This is a genomic window from Bifidobacterium sp. UTCIF-1 (assembly GCF_006408915.1).
In the GTDB taxonomy this organism is placed as follows: domain Bacteria; phylum Actinomycetota; class Actinomycetes; order Actinomycetales; family Bifidobacteriaceae; genus Bifidobacterium; species Bifidobacterium reuteri.
In genome coordinates, this window is record NZ_JFAG01000009.1 from 1 (window position 1) to 19,761 (window position 19,761).

The window sequence follows — 19,761 nt, forward strand, 5'->3', positions numbered from 1 at the left end:
GGGAGTTCCATCGATCGATGTCGATGGGGCTCCCCCTGCCGTATGAGCATGGAATTCTCGAGATTTACCCACTCCCCGAGAATTTCGTGCGCTAAGACCTAAGTAGACCTAAACAGCCCTAGACAGCTGTGACACAGCCCTAAACAGCCCACGGACCTATGGCGCACCCCATGATGCATCACATATTCCTGACACAGGGCACTAGCGCTGGTTGGACATCACGACGAGATATGCGGGAGTGTCAGTGGTCAGGGCGCTTGCAGGAACATCCGAGCCCAATTGAGGAATCGCCTGCGCGATCAGCCGACCGGCATCGCCGATAACCACGGTCTCACCGATGAGCACGCTGTAATCGTGGGTGAGCAACGTGCCGCCTTGCCCGAATCCGAAGAGGATCGGAGCGGCATCATCGTCAGCATCCGTTCGTGAATCGGAACTCACACCGGAGCCGTTCCTGCTGGCATCTGTACCGCTCTGCGCGGATTGTCCAGCACCTTGCGAAGCGGCAGTGTCAGCGGTAGTCCCAGCGGCATCGCCATCGGCACTGCTACCGGCATCGTTGCCGGAACCTCCGCCAATGGCGGAAGTCAACCCGTTGGCATAGCTCATCACATCGCTGGCGGACATGGACATCGTGTCATCGACCAGCGAGGTCTGCGTGTCCTGCGATTGCTCCCGTTGCGCGGCCTGCGCCTGCTGGCGCGCACGCTCGGCCTTGCGCTTGGCTTCAGCCGCCTTGGTCCGGCCGTAGAACGACTGGGATTGCACGTCGGCGAGACCATGAACCAGCACCTGCGATTCGCCGGCCAAGGTGTCGGCACCTGAACCATCCGAATCAACCGAATCACCAGCAGCTTCATCGCCGCTTGCGAACTGGTCGGAGAAGCGCAACAGTATCTGCCGCAGCGCCTGGGACTTGCCGGTATGCTCGCAGGCGGCGGCGAGCGCATCCATAGCGGCATCCACCTTGGCCTTCGAATCCTTCAGCTCATCACTGGCATTGGTTTGGGCGATGGCCTGTTGCGCATATGCCGTAGCTCCCGCCGACGTGCCACCGGTCAGTGCACTCAACTTGGACGTGTATACATCCGTATATTTCATCGAATAGGGAATCATCGCGGCGGACAGCTGCTTCTGGCCGGCCGAATACTGCTGCGATCCTTTGGTGGCTTCCTCGGCGGCTTCCTTGGTCAGATCGTCGACCAAGCCGGTCGTCCCCTGTTGCTGGATGTGGCGAATCACCTCATCGAGCGCATCCACTGCGCCGGCATGCATATGCGCGGCGCTCACATTGTTGACGGCATCAGCCAAGTCGATCACCGCTTGGGCCAGCGGCGTATCGCCGGACAGCTCACCGGCAGTGCCCACCAATGCAGGCAGCTGGGTGGAGGTGCCGATGGAGCCGGAAAGATGCGTGGTATAGGAGCCGACGTACGCGGCCATATATGCCTCGAACGTCCGCTGGTGGGCGGCTTCCCGCTCGGCGGTGACCGTCTGGGCCAATTGTTGTTCATTCGCGCGCAAGGCCTTGAGCTGGTCGATGAGCTGCTGATGCGCACCAGAACCGGCGTCGGTCAGGGAATCCACCAAGGTCGAGGACGTGGCAGCGAGCTGTCCGGCGGCAGTATTGGTATTGTCAGCAGGCTGCTGGACGGCACCACCATCCAAGACATCGACCGGCACGACAGCGAGCGCAATGGGGCTCATGGCAAAACGCTTCGCGTTCATATAACAGCTGAGCTCAAGTCCCGAGCCGCTGCGCCCCACTGCCGCGACCAGCGAATTGCCGCCCTGCGTGCTGACGGACACGCCGTCCGAAGCGGAGACATCATCCGACACTTGGCTGGGGATGGTGAACGCGATTATCGGGACGGTACGGTTGGCGCTGTTGTCGGAGGCATGCGATGGGCGCACAGTGATATGCACGCCCACAAGGCCGGACGTCCCGGCCACCTCCGCGGCAGACAGATTAGGCCCATCAAGCGAATATGTGACGTCGATGGTCCACGGCAATTGCGGAGCGGTGTCTGAGTCGGCGGGAATGCGCGTCACCGGCGATGCGCCCGTCGTCTCGGAAGGCCCGCCGACCGCATACCAGCGCGTGGGTTCGCCGTCTTCATCGAACACGGCATATCGGCTCGCGGATTGCGCCAGTACCGGCCCGTAATCCACGTCAGCCGGACGGCTCAGCAGAACACCACCGGCTGTAGAAGTCACGCACAGGGCACAACTGACCAACGCAGCGGCAAGCTTCATATCCTATCCCCGTTCATACACGTCAATGCATGCGTTCATATCATATCCGTTGCGATTGCCGCGTCTGCGGATTCCTCTCACCGACGAACACCTTGCAATGGGGATTCACACTGCACCGCTGGTTCCCCACCAGCGTGTGAATGTAGGGAATACAGAGGATATGCATGCATGAGGCAGCACGGCACGGATGCATAACATACGGTTCAGGCGAACACGTCCAATACGCCCGGGTCGCCGCCTGCCTCGGCGATGCGCTGATGACGTTTCTTGGCCTCGGTCACGACAAATTCGCGATACTTCTCAGCGATTTCCGGGTCGAGACCGGCTTCGATGGCGATGCGATGCAGACGCTCGATCTGATAGTCCTCACGTTTCATGTCTTCCGGGGCGAACCCAGCGCTGGCTTTGAGCACCCCTACCTGGGACGTGGTTTTGAACCGTTCCGCCAACAGGGAGATGACAGCGGAATCAATGTTGTCGATGGACTGGCGCAGCGCCTTAATCTGCGCCACCGCCTTGGCGGTTTCCGGATGGGCCGCCGCCTGGGCGGAATCTATGGTGGTCCTCTGCCAGTCACTGCTCGTTTCGCTCATGTTCTCGAGAATACCCCCAAACCGTATCATCGCGCGAGTGCCCTGCTCACATCACGCCGATGCGTGCGTATGATAAGAGCATCAACCGAGAGAAGGGCAAGGCAATGACGCGAGTATCCTCCATACCATCCTCTGCATCTTCCGCATCCCCAGAGCCTTTGCACTCACAGATCGACGTTCGCCTCGCGGCACAGCCTGCGTCAACCGGCAACGGGGGTAAAGCGCCCACGAAGTATCTGGCCAGCGACATTCCTCTCGCATCCAGCGATGAAGATCGGTTCGGTGTGGGCAGCTACGTGGATTCCCTGTGCAATTTCATCCGCAACAGCAGCACGCCGCTCACCGTGGCCATCCAAGGCGAATGGGGCAGCGGCAAAACCTCGTTCATGCGCATGATCGAATCACAGTTATGCGACAGGCGACTGCCGGATACGTCACGGTTCGACGCGATCTGGCTGGAAACATGGAACCTGTTCCTGGAATCCGATCAGGAGGACGCCGCCAAGAAGCTCTTCATCAGCCTGGTCTCACAGTTGAGCGACCATTTCGACAAGCCGAAATCCAGCCAGGACAGCCAGCGTGCGGAAGGCATCAAGCGTTCGATCCGGACCATCTCCACCGTGGCGCTCAACATGCTCAATGTGGAGACCGAAAGCGTCGACCGCCTGTGGAACACGGTGGGACTGGACGGTCCTGCACGGTCCGGGCGCGTTTCCGACGTGAAGAAGTCGCTGGAGCAGATCATCGATTCCGAAGTCTCCGCGCCCGACAACGGCGTGACCGACAAGGGGTTCATCATCTTCGTCGACGATCTGGACCGGCTGGACCCCGGCATGGCCGTGGTATTGCTCGAGACCATGAAGAACCTGTTCGATATTCGCAACTGCGTATTCGTGCTGGCTGTGGATTTCGACGTGGTCAAGCTTGGCATCACGCAGAAGTACGGCCGTGAACGCATCAACGGACGCAACGTGGCCCAGGATTTCTTCGACAAGATCATCCAGCTGCCGTTCAATGTGCCCGTCTCCCAATATGATGTGATGCCGATGATCACGGAACGGCTCAAAGCCATGCGGCTGCTGCCCGAAGAATGGCAATATGCCTCGCTCAGTCGGCAGATCGAGAACATCTTCCTGCTCACCACCAACAAGAACCCGCGTTCCATCAAGAACATCCTCAACTCGCTGCAGATCATGGTGGAGATGGAGCGACGCAGTTCGGGAGTCCCCGAATACCGCCTGATGCTGTTGCTGTTGGTCGCCATGCACAAAGCTTTCCCCACCACATACGCGCTGCTGTCGCAGACCATCCAGCCGGTAGACGACTGGGGGCCGATGCTCAGCACCTTGTTCGACGATTCCCCGCAGGGCCAGCGCAATCGCGACCGCGTGGGGCAGCTGCTTGCCATCTACGCGGACCTGTATCAGGAATGCATTGACAAGGGCGTCCCCATCAATCCGCTGTTCGGCACGGTGAACATCATGGGCGGGCACGACAACGCCAGCTCGCATGTGCGGTACAACGGCGAGCGCTATGACAGGACCTCGCAGACCCAGCACAAGCAGGGCATCAAGCTCATCGACGACACCGACTTCTCCTGGCTGTCCGGCAGACGCGTGCTGGATGTGGGCTGCGGCAATGGCCGCACGACCATTGAGATGTGGGATGAGAACCGGGATATGATCGTCAGCGCCATCGATCTGTCCGAAGGGCAGATCAAGAAGGCGTACGAGAATTACGACAAGCATCTGACCGCATTGGACGCCGCCCATGGCTCATCCGATAGCACACGTGCATCCACCTACCGTGGGCGCATCAATTTCCGTGTGGAGGATGCCGAACAGCTCTCCAAACGCGAGCGGTATGATCTGGTGTTCTCGAATTCCGCGTTGCACTGGGCGCGTCGCCCGAAGCGCACCTATACGGCACTGTTCCGCGCACTGCGCCCGGGAGGTGAGCTGGCTGTGCATCAGGGCGGCCATGACACGTATCGCGGGCTCCACGCCAATGCGCGGCTGGCCATCGCCAATCTCGGATTTGACGACAAATTCCCTGAGGGATGGGCCTTCCCCGCCTTCTACCCCACCAAGACCGAAATGGAGGGCATGCTGGATTCCATAGGATTCGAGCATATCGATGTGGAGGAGGTCGAATCCGAAGACCCCAATCCGCTGGTGCTCACCAATGCATTCGCGGTGGCGAGCCTGATCTTCTACCGCACCGAGGCGATGTCCGACAACGAATACGAGGCTCTGGAGCGCGAATTCAAGCGTCTGTGCGCCGAACATCTGGATCCGTATACGAACCGTCTGTACATTCACGCGCGCAAGCCGCGCTGAGCTAGGTCGCCATTCGGTCCGACATCAGGAACAACCGCATCACTTGTATAACTTGTTACCGGCGATGTCCGCTGCTGACGGCATTGCCGAAGACAGGAGGTAATCGCATGACCGTCTCGATCGACTATGTACCGACGCTGGAGGAGACGCCGCGCAACGCCGAAGTACTGAAGCAATTGAAGACACTGCTGCGCTGGGGTGATGAGCAGTTCGTACCGCCGCTGTCCGCACGCCACAGCTCGACTCAGTCCGATTTGGCGCCGCACGCGGCAGCCGCCGACCATGCCATCGACGACTACTACCGGGCATTGTTGGAGCAGCGGTTCCTGCTGGCAGTGGATGATGGCTCCGATGCTGATGCCGGTACTAACGCCGATAACGATAGCAATTCCGAGGCCGGCGACAGCACAGGCAATCAGACGCTGGCAGGGTTCATGTCATACCGCCCGGATTACGCATGCGCGTACGTGGACGGCGGCGTATGCACGTATGTGAGTACTATTCTGGTGGCTGAAGCGTATCGCGGCGCGCATCTGACCGAGCGCATGTATCGCGCGTTGTTCACGCTGCCCGACGTGGCGGGAACCGTGGTGGCCACGCGCACATGGAGCAAGAACGGCGCTCATCTGCACATTCTTGGCGAAATGGGCTTCTCCCTGATCAAGACGCTGCCTGACGACCGCGGGCCCGGCATCGACACGGTGTATTACGCGAAGCACGCATAGGGGCACAGTGTAAGGGCGCTCAGCGCGTGACTATGACTCTGCTACGACTATGGCCCGGCTCCCACAGTGGAAACCGGGCCATAGTCGTAGTCATGCGCGCGGCATGACTCGGGTGAATCCAATCAGTTCAATCAATTGCCATTGACGGCATTGCCGTTGATGGCCTGCTGCACGATGGCGGCAAGGAAGTCGCGGTTGGTGGCGGTCTTCTTCAGTCGCGGCACCAGCGTCTGGTAGGCCTGCTCGGGTTCCATGCCGCCCAGCAGTCGGCGCAGACGGTAGATGATCGGCAGTTCCTTCGGCTCGGTGATCAGCTCTTCGCGGCGGGTGCCGGAAGCGTTGATGTCGATGGCCGGGAACAGTCGCTTGTCCGCGAGCTCGCGGGACAGCCGCAGTTCCATATTGCCGGTGCCCTTGAACTCCTCGAAGATGACCTCATCCATCTTGGAGCCGGTCTCCACCAAGGCCGAGGAGATGATGGTCAGCGAGCCGCCGTTTTCGATGTTGCGTGCGGCGCCGAAGAACTTCTTCGGCGGATACAGGGCCTGCGCGTCGACACCACCGGAAAGGATGCGGCCGGAGGCCGGGGCCGCGATGTTGTAGGCGCGGGCCAGTCGGGTCATGGAATCAAGCAGCACGACGACGTCCTGGCCGAGTTCCACCAGACGCTTGGCGCGCTCGATGGCCAGTTCGGCGACCGTCGTATGGTCGGAAGCAGGACGGTCGAACGTGGAGGAGATGACCTCGCCCTGCACCGTACGCTCCATATCGGTGACTTCCTCAGGACGCTCGTCCACGAGCACCACCATCAGATGCACTTCCGGGTTGTTGGTGGTGATCGCGTTGGCGATGTTCTGCAGGGTGATGGTCTTGCCGGCTTTCGGCGGGGAGACGATAAGGCCACGCTGGCCCTTGCCAATCGGCGCCACGATATCCATGATGCGTCCGGTGAGCTTGTTCGGCGTGGTTTCCTGCTTCAGACGCTCCTGCGGATAGAGCGGGGTGAGCTTGGAGAACTGCGGGCGCTTCAGGGATTCCTCGACGCTCTGGCCGTTGATCGAATCGATGGCCTGCAACGGCACGAACTTCTGACGCTGATTGCGACGGTCGCCCTCACGTGGAGCACGAATGGAACCGTGCACGGCGTCGCCCTTCCTGAGGCCGTATTTCTTGACCTGGCCCATGGACACGTAGACGTCATTCGGACCGGGCAGGTAGCCGGAGGTGCGCACGAATGCGTAGGAATCCAGCACATCGATGATGCCGGCCACCGGGACCAGATCCTCCTGCGGCTCTTCACGACGGTCGTCGTCAAGCATGACGTCACGATCACGGCCGCGCATCCGGCGGTTGCGACGGTCATTGCGATCGCCACCGCGATCATTGTTGCGGTCACCGCCGCGATCAGCACGATCACCGCGGTTACGGTTGCGGCGGGTGAATTCACCGCGATCCTGATTGTCGTCGGTGTCCTCGTCGTCCATCGGCTCGTCATGCTTCTGCGTCGGCAACGTGGCGAGAATGTCATCGAGATCGCGCACGTTCTCGTCATCCGGTTCGACTCGACGACGACGGGCCTGCATGTCCTCGTCATCGCGAATACGGCGGATCAGCGGCGCTTCCTCATCGTCACGACGACGCCGGCGTTCGACAGGCACCGGCGAGGTACCGCCGAGATCGAGGCTGGCCAGCAGGTCGTCGGCCACAACCTCGGCATCCGCATGCTTACGCGGTTTGCGGCGAGTGAATTCGCCATCATCCTCGATACGCTTGCGACGGCCACGCGGCTCTTCGACACTATCCATCATCTCCTGGGTCCTGCGGCGGACGCGACGCTCGCCACGGGATTCCACATGGGATTCCACGTTGGTTTCCGTATGGGATTCCACGCTGGTTTCCGTATGGGATTCCGCTTCTGCGACTGGTTCAGGCAGTGTGATGTTCGGCTCAGCTGGCTGGGTATCCGGCTGGGTCTGAACGTGCTGTGGTGCTGCGGCGACCTGTTCCGCGGGCTGCTCGGCGGCAGCTGCAGGAGTGGCGACAGGCTTCGATGCCTTGACCGCCTTGGGCTGACGGACGCTGACGCCAGCCGGCGCTTCCCCGCCACTGCGAGCTGCCTGCAGGGTGGCGAGAAGCTCGGGCTTCCTCATAGCTGAAGTTCCGCGCAATCCCATCTGCTTGGCGAGCTCCTTGAGCTCAGGAAGCTTCATATCTTCTAGATTCTGGCTATTTGCCACTGGTTGCCCTTTCCATACCGAACAGGCTCATGCCCACTTACGGAGTTAAGAGTGATTTGCGGTTGCACCGCTCATGAATGTTCGCTGCGTCTCTGGCGCCCTTGCGAACTTCGCAACACTGTACAACCTTGGCACGACCAATGCAAACGGCCCACCGGATTATCCGGCAGGCCGTTCATGACGTTCACTGATCACTTTGCGTAAGCAAAGTGAATAACGCGTGCGGTAGCAAGGCGCACCGAGGGAAGCTGTACAAAGGTACCGCGACCGAGGAGCCGCGATGCACGCGGCCTTCGCGGCAAGCCGCTCACCTCGCCTACGGGCAGCCCACAGGGCTGTCCGCTTAACGGCTCGGCACAGCTAACGCTCCGTTATTTACTTTGCTTCGTGGTAGGACTTTTCGGTGTTGACAGACCACACATTCTTCTTGGACGTCTTGCCGGTCTTGATGTTGCTGACGGCTTCCATGGCGGTGGCCATGGAGTGGTCCATGTTGTTGTAGCGGTGCTGGCCGTTGCGGCCGACACAGTAGAGGTTGCCGAAACCATCGAGGTATTCGATGAGCTCGTCCATGTGCTCGTAGGTGTCGAAGTAGGCGGGGTACGCCTTCCGGACGCGCTCACGATGGGAGTCGAGGACCTCGTCGGGGCCGTTGATGACGCGCATGCGGGTGAGTTCGGAGATGGCGAACTTGGTGACGTCTTCTTCGGACATGTTCCAGAAGGAGTCGCCTTCCTCGCAGAAGTATTCGAGGCCGATCCAGACGGTGTCGTCGACGTCCTTGACCAGATAGGGGCTCCAGTTGTTGAAGATCTGGAGACGGCCGACCTTGTAGCCCGGATCCTGGACGTAGATCCAGCAATCGGGAACGATGGGAGGATTGCCGAGGGTGGGGATGTCGGTGGTGTTCTTGAGCTTGAGGTGCTTGACCAGAAGGCCCACGGTCACGAAATCACGGTACGGAAGGCCATTGGCGACGGCGGTCATGTCGGCTGGGGCCGCCTTGGAACCGGTGGCCTCGGGATCGGCACCGGCCGCGTCGATGGCGTTGACCAGATCCTTGACGGGCATGGAGGAGATGAACTGGTCGCCGGCAAGCTCGGTGCGGTTGCCTTCGGAATCCTCATACACCACGGAGGAGATGGCACCGTTGGTCTGACGCACCTCGACCACCTTGGCGTCGGTGAGCACCTTGACGCCGGCGGCTTCGCAGTTGGATTCCACGGTCTCCCACAGCTGGCCGGGGCCGTACTTCGGATACCAGAATTCCTCAATCAGCGAGGTTTCGACTTCGGCGTTGGAGCGCTTCTTGGGCAGCAGCTTCTGGAAGGCGTTCTTCAATACGCCCAGAATGCTCAGGCCCTTGACGCGCTGGGCGCCCCAGTCAGCGGAGATCTGGGAGGGGTGACGGCCCCAGAGCTTCTCGGTGTATCCCTCGAAGAACATGGAGTAGAGCTTGCGACCGAAACGGTTGATGTAGAAGTTCTCCAGATTGTCTTCCGGAAGCTTGTGGAACATGGACTTCAGGTAGCTGAAGCCGGCAACCAGCGTGAGCTTAAATCCCATGGCCTTGAAGGTGTTGGGGCTCAGCGAAATCGGGTAATCGAAGAAGCGGCGGTTCCAATAGATGCGGGACACGCGGTGACGCTTGAGCATCACCTTGTCTTCCGTCTCGGGATCCGGGCCGCCGGGCTCCATATCGTGCTCCCGGCCGAGCTTCTTGTCATCATAGGAGGGAGCGCCCTGCAACGGCAGCACGGTCTTCCACCAGTCCATGATGCGGTCGTCCTTGGAGAAGAAGCGATGGCCGCCGATGTCCATACGGTTGCCGTTATGCTTCACCGTGCGGGAGATGCCACCGAATTCGTGGGTCTCTTCAAGCACAGTCACGTCATATCTGTCGGAACCGCCATCCTTGACGAGCTCCCATGCAGCAGTCAAGCCGGCGGGACCACCACCGATAATCACCACGGATTGCTTTTCGCTCATTATGCTCCTTATAAACGCAAAATCAGAGACAGTCTACTAAACGCCCCGGAATCGCACACGGAAAGATGATCGAATGCTTACAGAATTCTCCCGTCACACGGGCCTAGTGCATTATGCCACATGGGGCGGAGTATCAAACAAAGCACGCGCTCTGATATCGGCGCCCACAAGCGATTGCCGTCAACTAATCGATGCGCCCGGCCTGCCATAATATGCAGACCGGGCGCATCGATTGGTTTGTGAGTTATTCACCATTTGCCAACAGGCATCGGTGTCATGCCATCCATCTCAACCATCGGCGGCATGACACCTATCGCCCATCAATCAGCGGCGGACCTTCCACAGGCTCAGGGAGATGCCGGCGAGCGCCAGCAGCACCATGGCGGCCGCGACACCGGTGACCGCGACGCCGGTGTTCGGCATCTTGGAGCCCTTGTCCTTATCCTGAGTGGACGGCTTGGTGTTCTGATCGGTGTCACCGGGTGTCACGGTCTCGTTGGAGACGATGACGCTGGGCTTGTCCGCGGCGGCGACGGCGATGACCTCGCCGGCCTTGTTCAGGGTGACCTTGGCGCTGAGCGCGGTGGCCAGATCGATGCGCTGCCAGCCCTGGGAGGAGGCGTCCAGCGGGTAACCGGAGTCGATTGCCGTCTTGGCGAGCACGGCATTGCGCTGCTCGTCCGTGAGGGACGGGTAAGCGTAACGCAGCAGTGCGGAGGCGCCTTCCGGAGCGGTGAAGGCCTTGCCGCCAGCGGTCACCTGGGTGAAGCCGTAGGTCATACGCGCCTGGTAGGCGGCGATAGCGGAGGCACGGTCGGTGACCGGCTTGGAGGAGACCTCGTCGGTGAAGGCGTTGGCGTAGCCCTTGTCGGCTGCGGCACCTGTGTTGTCGATGCACTGCTCGAGCGTGTCGCCCAAGCCGTCGGCCTTGCAACGGGAGGCAAGGTAGGTGGTGAGCTGTTCGGAAGCGGCGGCCACCTCATCGGCGTTGGCGTTCATGTAGGCCGCGACGGATGACTGGCCGCCGATACGGCCGGCCATCACGTCCAGCGGGTAGTGCACGCCGAGGACGATGCGGTTGTTGCCGGCTTCGGAGGTGCGGGCCAGGATCTCGGGGGCGAGCTGCGGCACCATGACGGCGAGCACCACGCCACGAGAGTAGGCCTTGTTCGTGTGGCCGGACGGGAAGGAGCCTTCATAGGAGTTCTTCGGATAGTCCGGAGAATGAAGCTTGCCGTCGGAGCCCAGAGCCTTGCCGTCCGCATCGGTGTTGACCTTGATGATGTCCAGGCTGGTGGGCAGCCCGGCGAGGTCGTTGGAGCCGGTGTTCTGGTTGAGGCCGGTGGCGTCATCCTTGATGGGAGCCCACGTGCTGCGGTCGGAGACGTAGGGTCGGGGCGACTGGTTGACATTCTTCGCGGGGTTGCCGGACCAGCCGTTGTTGTTCATGACCGCGGCCACCTTGTCCAGGCTGCCGTCGTTGTATCCCTGTGCGAAGTATTCGCCGATCACCGGGCCGAATCCGTCCTTGAAGGCGGTGGCCACGTCCTTGTCGGCGTCACGGTCGGAGAGCGCGCGCTGCTGCTGCTCACTCGGCGTGGCATCGGTGGCGCCTTCGGCGGCCTTGTTGTTGATGGCCACGACCTTCTCGTCGTTCTCGGCGAGCACCTGCTTGTTGAGCACCTTGCCGGCGCTCTTGAGCGTGCCGTCGTCATTGAACTGCGGGGCCTGCCAGTACGTGCCGAACTCGGAGACGAGGCCGACCAGCGGGTTGGAGCCGTCCTGCAGCTTGGCATTGTCGCCGGTGGTCTGGTGACCGGCTTCGAGGCAGCTCTTCAGCTCGGTGAGCTTGTACCAGGTGGAGCCATCAGCGATCGGCGTGCATTCGGAGCGGAAGGGGATCTCCTTCTCGTTGTACAGCATGCGCACCAGCGGCGTGTAGGCGCGGCCGGTCTTTGGGTCGTTGCCCGGCTTGACAGCCACATCCCACTGCACGTTGGCGGCCATCGGCGTCACGGACTCGCCTCGCCACTCGTTGTTGTCATAGGTGTAGACGTCCGTGGTGCTGGCCGGAGCCTGCTGGGTGGAACCAGGCAGGCCGAGCAGCGCGGCGAACGGCATGATGGTCTCGGCGTGGGCGAACCGGAAGGTCGCCACGGTGGAGCCGCCGTTCACACGCTGGTCGATGGTGTTGAAGAAGTCGTCCAGCAGCGGCTGGGCGATCTTGTAGGTCTCATCTTGACCGGTGTAGCTCGGGCCCTTCTCGTAGAAGTCCTCAGCGTCGAGCGCCCACGCGAACAGCCGCGCGTCGCTGGCCTGCTGACCTTGGAAGTACTGGTTGAAGTCGAAGGTATGGCTTCCGGTGTTCTCGTTCTGCATATCCGCAGCGATGATGTACAGATTGTACAGATCCATTGCGGCGTCGTATTCGGAGGCGATCTTCTTCTTGGCTTCGCCGCAGGCGTCCGCATCCTTGCTCGGATCGGCGCCCGGAGCGCAGTTGACGTCGCCGTTCTTGGTGCCGTCGGCGGTGTTGTACCACTTGTAGGTGCCGTCGGCCAGCTTGGCGAGGAAGTCGTCGGTGAAGATCTGGGACAGCAGATCATGGGAGGCGGTCATGACATCGGCGTTCTCGGAGATGGTCTCCTCGGCACCCGCGATGGTCTGGTCGTTCTCCACGAAGTTCTGGTAATCGTCGGCGATCTTCTTGGCGTCACCGGTCTTCTCGGTGCCGTCGGGGTTCTCGGCCTTGTGGAAGTACAGCGTGTTCGGCGTCTTGTCGAACACGGCGGCCTCGCCGGTGCCGGCAGGATCGGCCGGGTTCACCGTGCTGTTGGCCAGTTCGTTGTTCGAGGCGGTGTTGAATCCGCGGGCGAAGTTCTCGCCGGACTCGGTGGCGCGGGCCTCGCCGGAGGACTGGTAGGCGATCTTGCCGCCGTCCTGAGCGGCCTTGTCGAACAACGCCTTGTTGCGCTCGTAGGCGCGCGTGCCGATGCCCTGATGCTGATTGGCGCCTTGGCCGGTGAGCATGCCGTAGCCGTTCTGCACATTGGCTGCGGTGATGGCCGTCAGGTTCTTGACGAATTCATTCTTGATGGCGTCGGACTTGAAGCCATTGTCCTTGTCGGCAGCCTCCGCCATCTTCATCAGCAGGGCGTCGTACTTGTAGCTGGACAGACCACGTGAACCGTGGCGGGCCATCGATTCGGTGTACACCGTCTCATAGCCTTCAGGTGCCTTGCTGTAGTTCGCGGTGGTCTCGGCATCAGGAGCCACATACGGCTGCTTGCTGCTGTAGTACTGGCCGTCGATCTCCAATGCGGAGGCGGCGGGGGTGTTCAAGACGCCACCGGCCATCAATGTGGCGGCAGCTGCGATGCATGCGATGGATGCCTTGCATCCCTGGAAAATATGCTGTGCGTTCACGCGACATGTTTTATCAATCGCAGGCAAACAAGACACGCGTCCTATACGTTATCGGCCTGAATTTTCCCTGAGTATCAGGTGAACAATGGATGACAGGCAAGGCAAACCTGACATTCCTCCCCGCACCGTCAATGCCATCTCCGGTGGTCTGTCTCACGTAATTGAGGACTTCATCTTCTGTCTCTCCCCCAGTCAGCTTCGCTGACAGCCCGTCCTGCAATTACGGACGCGCTCCGCGCGCAGCCTGCTGGCTCGCCTGTCGGCTCGCACGTTGCCTACAAACAGCTCCGCTGTTTGCTTCACGGCAACGTCCATCAGAGGGGGCCTACGCCACACAGACAATTGTGAGATTGATCACTAGGCTGACGGTGCCGACTGCCTGAAACTAATTGATGTCGTCGGGAATGTCGATGTCGGTCTTCTGCACTTCCTCGACGTTGACGTCCTTGAAGGTCACGATGCGCACCGACTTGACGAAACGGCTGGAGCGATACACATCCCACACCCAGGCGTCAGTCAACTGCACATCGAAATACACGTCCTGCCCAGCGGAGCGAACGTTGAAATCGACCTTGTTCGCCAGATAGAAGCGACGTTCGGTTTCCACGACATAGGTGAACAGCTTGATAACGTCACGATATTCCTTGTACAGGGCGAGCTCGGCATCGGTTTCGTAATTGTCGAGATCCTCGGCGCTCATGCTGCTATCACCGCTCACTTTCCGTGTCACGCTTGCGGCCACGCCCCAGCGTGCGCCACCAAGCTTCCTTCGAAGGCTTTCGTTCGTTCTGACCATATGGCCAGTTGCTCTCTTCTTCAGCGCTGAGGCGGGACTTCTCATGCGACGCTTCACCCGCAGCCTGCCGATGTTGAGGCTGCTCCACCGTACGCTGTCGTGCAGACGCGGTGGCCGTGTCTGCATCAGCACCGGTCCGGTTTTCGGCATCCTCAGCGAACTGATGACCCCCCTGTGATGCAGCGGCCTGCTCGGACGCGGTCTTCTGACGCAGCGCCACGGAATGCTCACGTGCGGCGAGCGCCTCCTGCACACCGGGATTGTTTTCGATGAGGTGCATGCCGAACGCTTCCAGCGATCGGATCGGATCGTATTCATCCACCAGCGTGTCCATGACGATCAGATCCTGATACTTGTTGTTTTCGGCGTCCCACAGGGCGTCGCGCGACGTGCCGGACGGTACGAAGCCCAACGACTGGTAGACGGAGATCGAACGCGTGTTCTTCTCCGGCACAGCGACCCAGATACGATGCATGCCCAAGCCGGCCGGCTCGGCGGCGAAACCATACGTCATCACACGGGGCATGGCGTCACGCGAGTAGCCACGTCCGCGATAGTCGCGACCAAGTACGATCTGAATGCGCGCGGAGCGGGACCAGCCATCAATGTCGATGAGGAAGATCATGCCGATCACATTGTCAGTGGCACCGGCGTCCGTCTTGCCGTCCTCGTCATGGTCGGCGTCGGTGACCACAGCCCAAGCGATGGTGCGACGCAGTTCCGGATCGCCCACGCCGGACTCCCCCGGAGTCCTGCCAGCCTCCCATGCCTGAGAGCGACGCACCCACGTATGAATCATGGCGCGTTCGGTGGCCGCATCCTTACCGGTGATCTTGGAAGCTCCATAAAAAGCATCCAGTTCGTCAAGACGAGGCAAATCCTCCACCGTGGCAGGACGCAGATGCACCATTTCGCCCTGGATAGGCGGAATGACGATGCTGTGAGGCAGGTCCCGCGCGACTTGCGCATCAACTGCCATGCTCAACGTCTCGTTGGTCTCAGTCATTTGGTGTTCGTCCCCTGTTTGTCGACTCACAACGGCTCTCGATTCAGTGCCGAACATATCCTACTCTGCTGGGTGAACGCTGGAAAGATGCTGGACTGGAAGGTTTTGTAACAAAACAGGCTGTATGTACGTAGCCATGTGACTGTTACGTACATACAGCCTGTTTCGGCTGTCCGCTTAACGGCTCAGGACTTGATCTTGCCCATGACCACCTTGGTGACGGCCTTGGCATCGGCCTGGCCTCGCGTGGCCTTCATCACGGCACCGATGATCACGCCCATCGGCTTCATGTTGCCGCTCTTGAGCTTCTCGACCACGTCGGGGTTCGCCTCGAACGCCGCGTCGACGGCCGCCTCGATGGCGCCGTTGTCCTCGACGATCTTGTAGCCGTGCTTCTTGACGACCTCATCCGGGGTGCCTTCGCCCTTGAGTACGCCTTCGACGGTCTGCTTGGCGAGCTTGTCGTTGAGCTTGCCGCTGGCGATGAGCTTCTCAACCTCGGCCACGTCGGCCGGGGTGATCGGCAGCTCCTCGAGGGAGACGCCCTTGGCGTTGGCGGCGCGGGACAGCTCACCCAGCCACCACTTGCGGGCGCCTGCGGCCTTGGCACCGGCCTTGACGGTCTCTTCAATCAGGTCAAGTGCGTCGGCGTTCAGGATGTCGCGCATCTGCAGATCCGTCAGACCCCATTCGGTCTTGAGACGGTTGCGGCGTTCGCGCGGCATCTCCGGCATCTGAGCCTTGATCTCCTCGATGTGCTCCTTGGTGATGTGGAGCATGACCAGATCCGGGTCCGGGAAGTAGCGGTAGTCGTCCGCATCGGACTTGACGCGTCCGCCTGCGGTGGTCTGCGTAGCCTCATCCCAGTGGCGGGTCTCCTGCAGGATGTCCTTGCCCTCGTCGAGGCGGGCGGCCTGACGGCGGATCTCGTACTGGATGGTCTTCTCGATGCCGCGGAACGAGTTCACGTTCTTGGTTTCGGAACGGGTGCCATACGGGGCGTCGGCGGACGGGCGCAGCGAAACGTTGACGTCGGCGCGCATGTTGCCCTGCTCCATACGGGCGTGGCTGATGTTCAACGCGCGTACGATGTCGCGGATGGCACGCATGTAGGCACCGGCGATCTCCGGAGCGCGGTCGCCCGCACCCTCGATAGGTTTGGTGACGATCTCGATCAGCGGCACACCGGCGCGGTTGTAGTCCACGAGGGAATGGTCGGCGCCTTCGATGCGGCCGTCGGCACCGCCCACGTGGGTGTTCTTGCCGGCGTCATCCTCGATGTGCGCACGTTCGATCGGCACACGGAAGACGGTGCCGTCCTCCAGCTCGACATCCAGGTAGCCGTTGCCGTTGGTCGGCTTGTCGTACTGGGAGATCTGGTAGTCGCGCGGCATGTCCGGGTAGAAGTAGTTCTTGCGGGCGAACTGGCTCCACTCGTTGATTTCACAGTGCAGTGCGAGACCAAGCTTGATCGCGTAGTCCACAGCGGCCTTGTTGACCACCGGCAACGAGCCCGGCAGCCCCAAGGAGACCGGAGTCAGCTGGGTGTTCGGCTCGCCACCGAACTCGATGTGAGCCGGGCAGAACAGCTTGGTGTTCGTGCTGAGCTCAACGTGGGTTTCCAGACCGAAGACCACATCATACTTCTTGGTGGCATCGGCGTACTTCATCAGTTTTTCAGCCATGATGTTGCTTATCTTTCCTTCCGATGCTTCTCACTTGTCCAAGCCGTCAAGCCACGGAGCCTTGAGGTCCTTCCAAATCGGACCATTCCAGTCATCCTCAAGCGCGGCCTCCAGTGCGGCAGCGGGCTTGTACATCACTTCGTCGCGCTGCTGCGGGGCGATGAACTGGAAGCCCACGGGCAGGCCGTCGTCCGACAGGCCGGCCGGAATGGACATTGCCGGAACACCGGCGAGGTTGGCCGGAATGGTGGCGATGTCGTTCATGTACATGGCCAGCGGATCGTCCATCTTCTCGCCGAACTTGAAAGCGGTCGACGGAGAGGTCGGGGAGACCAGAACATCGGCCTGTTCGAAGGCCTTCTTGAAGTCCTGGATAATCAGCGTGCGGACCTTCTGGGCCGAGCCGTACCAGGCGTCGTAGTAGCCGGCGGACAGGGCGTAGGTGCCGAGGATGATGCGGCGCTTGACCTCGTCGCCAAAGCCGGCCTCACGGGTGTAGGCCATCATGTTGGCGGCGGTCTGCGGCACGCCGGCCGGCGGCATGACGCGCAGGCCGTAGCGCATGCCATCGTAGCGGGCCAGGTTGGAGCTCACCTCGGACGGCATGATGATGTAGTAGGCACCCAGAGAGTAGCCGATATGCGGGCAGGAGACCTCGACGACCTCGGCACCCATCTCCTTGAGCTTGTCCACGGCCTCGTTGAAACGAGCTTCGACGCCTGGCTGGAAACCGTCGCCGCCGAGTTCCTTGATCAGACCGACCTTCAGCCCCTTGAGGTCACGCTTGGCACCCTCGCGGGCGGCGGCGACCATCGGACGCGGGCCCTCGGGGATGGAGGTGGAGTCGCGGCGGTCATGGCCGCCGATGACTTCCTGCAGCAGGGCGGAGTCAAGCACGGTGCGGGAGACCGGGCCGATCTGGTCGAGCGAGGAAGCCATGGCGATGGCGCCGAAGCGGGAGACGCCGCCGTAGGTGGGCTTGACGCCCACGGTGCCGGTCAGGGCGCCGGGCTGACGAATGGAGCCACCGGTGTCGGTGCCGAGGGCCAGCGGGGCCTCGAACGCGGCGACCGCGGAAGCGGAGCCACCGCCGGAACCACCCGGCACGCGCTCGGTATCCCACGGATTGTGGGTGGTCTGGTAGGCGGAGTGCTCGGTGGAGGAACCCTGGGCGAACTCGTCCAGGTTGGTCTTGCCGAGAATCGGCATGCCAGCAGCCTTGAGCTTCTCGATGACGGTGGCGTCATACGGCGGCACCCAGCCTTCGAGAATCTTGGATGCGGCGGTGGTCTCGATGCCCTTGGTGACGATCATGTCCTTGATGGCGATCGGCACGCCGGCGAGTTCAGGCAGTTCGGCCTTCTCTTCGGCGGTCTTGGCGTCGAAAGCGTCAGCCTGTTCGAGGGCCACGTCAGCGGAGACCTTCAGGAACGCCTTGATGGACGGTTCGGCGGCCTCGATCACCTTGAGATGGGCTTCGACGAGCTCGCGGGAGGTCACATCGCCTTTCTTGACGGCGGCGGCCTGCTCGGCGGCGGACAGCTTGACGAGATTTGCGGTTTCGTTGGTTACGGTGCTCATCAGGTTCACTCCTCGCTTCCCAGGATTCGCGGCGCCACGAACATGCCGGCCTCGGTCTTCGGGCCACCGGCAAGAGCCTCTTCCTGCGTCAGCGGGGTTTCGGCCACGTCCGGGCGCAGATAGGCCTCAAGCGGAACCGGGTTGGCGGTGGGCTCGACGTCGTCGGAGGCAACCTCCTGAACCTTGTTGATGGAGTCTGCAATGACGTTCAGCTCGCCCTGCAGACGGGTGATTTCCTCATCGGTGAGCGCGATTCGGGCCAAATCGCCCAAATGCACGATTTCTTCGCGTGAAAATGTTGGCATGCGCCCAACTATACGAGCGGTTTGTGACACGCGGCCATCAGGAAGATACGCATTTCGTCTGTCGGACTTCCATTGCCACTTCAGCGGACTTCCATCGCACTTCATTCGGTCATCTTCTATCAAGCGAAAGGAAATGCACAACAACCAGGCCGCATCATGTGTTCATGCGTTCATGCGTTCATGCGTCCCTCTGCAACCCGTTGCCGCTCTCTCACCGGGGCAAATCCTCGGCCCAATCTGCACTCCACCCCGCTGGACGCCCCTGCCCCGACCTCAGACGCCCCCGACGGCCTCAGATGCCCCCTGACGGCCTCAAAACGGCCTCTTACCGGGGCAAAACCTCGGCCCAGCCCACAAGCCACCCCACTCACCGCCCACCACCGAAGCAAAACCTCGCCCCAACCCATAATCCGCCCCACTCACAGCTCCCCAGAGAAGCAAATCCTCGCCCCAACCGCCGATCCGCCCACTCACAGCCTCTCAGCGAGGCATATTCTCGGCCCAATAGAGCAACTGCCTCATTAAAAGCACCCCAGCGAGGCAAAACCTCGGCCGCGTCAAGGAAACGCCCCTCCTACCACTCACCAGCGAAGCAGATTCACGACTCAACCGAGGAAACACCCCACTCACCGCCCGTCAACGGGGCAAATCCTCGGCCCAACCCATAATCCACCCCGCTCACAGCGTCCCAGCGAGGCATATTCTCGGCCAAACCCATAATCCACCCCGCTCACAGCGTCCCAGCAAAGCAAAACCACGGCCCAACCGCTAATCCACCCCACTCACAGCTTCTCAGCGAAGCAAAACCTCGGCCCAACCGATG

The 19,761-nt window shown here is 61.2% G+C and carries 11 protein-coding genes and 3 pseudogenes; 2 read left to right on the forward strand and 12 right to left on the reverse strand.

What is annotated here, in order from left to right; translation table 11 throughout:
• Positions 1-201: 201 nt before the first annotated feature.
• Together BW09_RS04965 and BW09_RS04970 are read right to left on the reverse strand one after the other, a co-directional pair.
• Positions 202-2,256 (reverse strand): hypothetical protein, encoded by a 2,055-nt coding sequence (locus BW09_RS04965; RefSeq protein WP_044089370.1) that lies wholly within the window; start codon positions 2,254-2,256, stop codon positions 202-204.
• Between the two features lie 203 nt (positions 2,257-2,459).
• Positions 2,460-2,849: a chorismate mutase gene (locus BW09_RS04970; RefSeq protein ID WP_140463269.1), complete on the reverse strand. Its 390-nt coding sequence runs from the start codon at positions 2,847-2,849 to the stop codon at positions 2,460-2,462.
• 284 nt (positions 2,850-3,133) lie between these two features.
• On the opposite strand from BW09_RS04970, the gene BW09_RS04975 reads away from it, so the two are divergent.
• Both BW09_RS04975 and BW09_RS04980 read left to right on the forward strand, forming a co-directional pair.
• The gene (locus tag BW09_RS04975; RefSeq protein ID WP_181161760.1) at positions 3,134-5,188 is read left to right on the forward strand and encodes a P-loop NTPase fold protein; all 2,055 of its coding nucleotides are present in this window, start codon (positions 3,134-3,136) and stop codon (positions 5,186-5,188) included.
• A gap of 107 nt (positions 5,189-5,295) precedes the next feature.
• Positions 5,296-5,913 carry a hypothetical protein gene (locus BW09_RS04980; RefSeq protein WP_044089366.1) on the forward strand — a complete coding sequence of 206 codons (618 nt, stop codon included), beginning with the start codon at positions 5,296-5,298 and terminating at the stop codon, positions 5,911-5,913.
• 131 nt (positions 5,914-6,044) lie between these two features.
• On the opposite strand, the gene rho is transcribed toward BW09_RS04980, so the two are convergent.
• From rho to gatC, 10 genes and pseudogenes are all read right to left on the reverse strand, one after another.
• Entirely contained in the window at positions 6,045-8,150 is a 2,106-nt protein-coding gene (rho, locus tag BW09_RS04985; RefSeq protein ID WP_140463266.1) for a transcription termination factor Rho, read from the reverse strand.
• Between the two features lie 375 nt (positions 8,151-8,525).
• On the reverse strand, positions 8,526-10,139 hold the full coding sequence (locus BW09_RS04990) for an NAD(P)/FAD-dependent oxidoreductase (RefSeq protein WP_044089364.1): 1,614 nt from the start codon (positions 10,137-10,139) through the stop codon (positions 8,526-8,528).
• 324 nt (positions 10,140-10,463) lie between these two features.
• Complete coding sequence (locus BW09_RS11095) at positions 10,464-11,588, reverse strand: phosphatase PAP2 family protein (protein ID WP_140464798.1); 1,125 nt, start codon at positions 11,586-11,588, stop codon at positions 10,464-10,466.
• Between the two features lie 309 nt (positions 11,589-11,897).
• Positions 11,898-13,550, reverse strand: a pseudogene (locus tag BW09_RS11100) (histidine-type phosphatase); the annotation flags it as partial.
• A gap of 400 nt (positions 13,551-13,950) precedes the next feature.
• A complete protein-coding gene (locus BW09_RS05005) occupies positions 13,951-14,265 on the reverse strand; it encodes a DUF2469 domain-containing protein (RefSeq protein ID WP_044089362.1) in 315 nt (104 codons plus the stop codon).
• 7 nt (positions 14,266-14,272) lie between these two features.
• A pseudogene (locus BW09_RS11315) lies at positions 14,273-14,395 on the reverse strand (N-acetyltransferase); the annotation flags it as partial.
• A gap of 171 nt (positions 14,396-14,566) precedes the next feature.
• Positions 14,567-15,367, reverse strand: a pseudogene (locus tag BW09_RS05010) (GNAT family N-acetyltransferase); the annotation flags it as partial.
• Between the two features lie 185 nt (positions 15,368-15,552).
• Complete coding sequence (gatB, locus tag BW09_RS05015) at positions 15,553-17,052, reverse strand: Asp-tRNA(Asn)/Glu-tRNA(Gln) amidotransferase subunit GatB (protein ID WP_044089360.1); 1,500 nt, start codon at positions 17,050-17,052, stop codon at positions 15,553-15,555.
• Positions 17,053-17,082: 30 nt separating this feature from the next.
• A complete protein-coding gene (gene gatA / locus BW09_RS05020; protein WP_044089359.1) occupies positions 17,083-18,633 on the reverse strand; it encodes an Asp-tRNA(Asn)/Glu-tRNA(Gln) amidotransferase subunit GatA in 1,551 nt (516 codons plus the stop codon).
• Between the two features lie 5 nt (positions 18,634-18,638).
• Positions 18,639-18,938, reverse strand: a complete 300-nt coding sequence (gene gatC, locus BW09_RS05025) for an Asp-tRNA(Asn)/Glu-tRNA(Gln) amidotransferase subunit GatC (RefSeq protein ID WP_044089358.1) — start codon at positions 18,936-18,938, stop codon at positions 18,639-18,641.
• Between the last annotated feature and the right edge of the window lie 823 nt (positions 18,939-19,761).

Bases quoted from the DNA above. Each gene is read 5' to 3' on its own strand.
- gatB (WP_044089360.1), bottom strand. From the start codon at position 17,052: ATGGCTGAAAAACTGATGAAGTACGCCGATGCCACCAAGAAGTATGAT.
- BW09_RS04990 (WP_044089364.1), bottom strand. From the start codon at position 10,139: ATGAGCGAAAAGCAATCCGTGGTGATTATCGGTGGTGGTCCCGCCGGC.
- BW09_RS11095 (WP_140464798.1), bottom strand. From the start codon at position 11,588: ATGAACAACAACGGCTGGTCCGGCAACCCCGCGAAGAATGTCAACCAG.
- BW09_RS04970 (WP_140463269.1), bottom strand. From the start codon at position 2,849: ATGAGCGAAACGAGCAGTGACTGGCAGAGGACCACCATAGATTCCGCC.
- gatA (WP_044089359.1), bottom strand. From the start codon at position 18,633: ATGAGCACCGTAACCAACGAAACCGCAAATCTCGTCAAGCTGTCCGCC.
- BW09_RS04980 (WP_044089366.1), top strand. From the start codon at position 5,296: ATGACCGTCTCGATCGACTATGTACCGACGCTGGAGGAGACGCCGCGC.
- gatC (WP_044089358.1), bottom strand. From the start codon at position 18,938: ATGCCAACATTTTCACGCGAAGAAATCGTGCATTTGGGCGATTTGGCC.
- BW09_RS04965 (WP_044089370.1), bottom strand. From the start codon at position 2,256: ATGAAGCTTGCCGCTGCGTTGGTCAGTTGTGCCCTGTGCGTGACTTCT.
- BW09_RS05005 (WP_044089362.1), bottom strand. From the start codon at position 14,265: ATGAGCGCCGAGGATCTCGACAATTACGAAACCGATGCCGAGCTCGCC.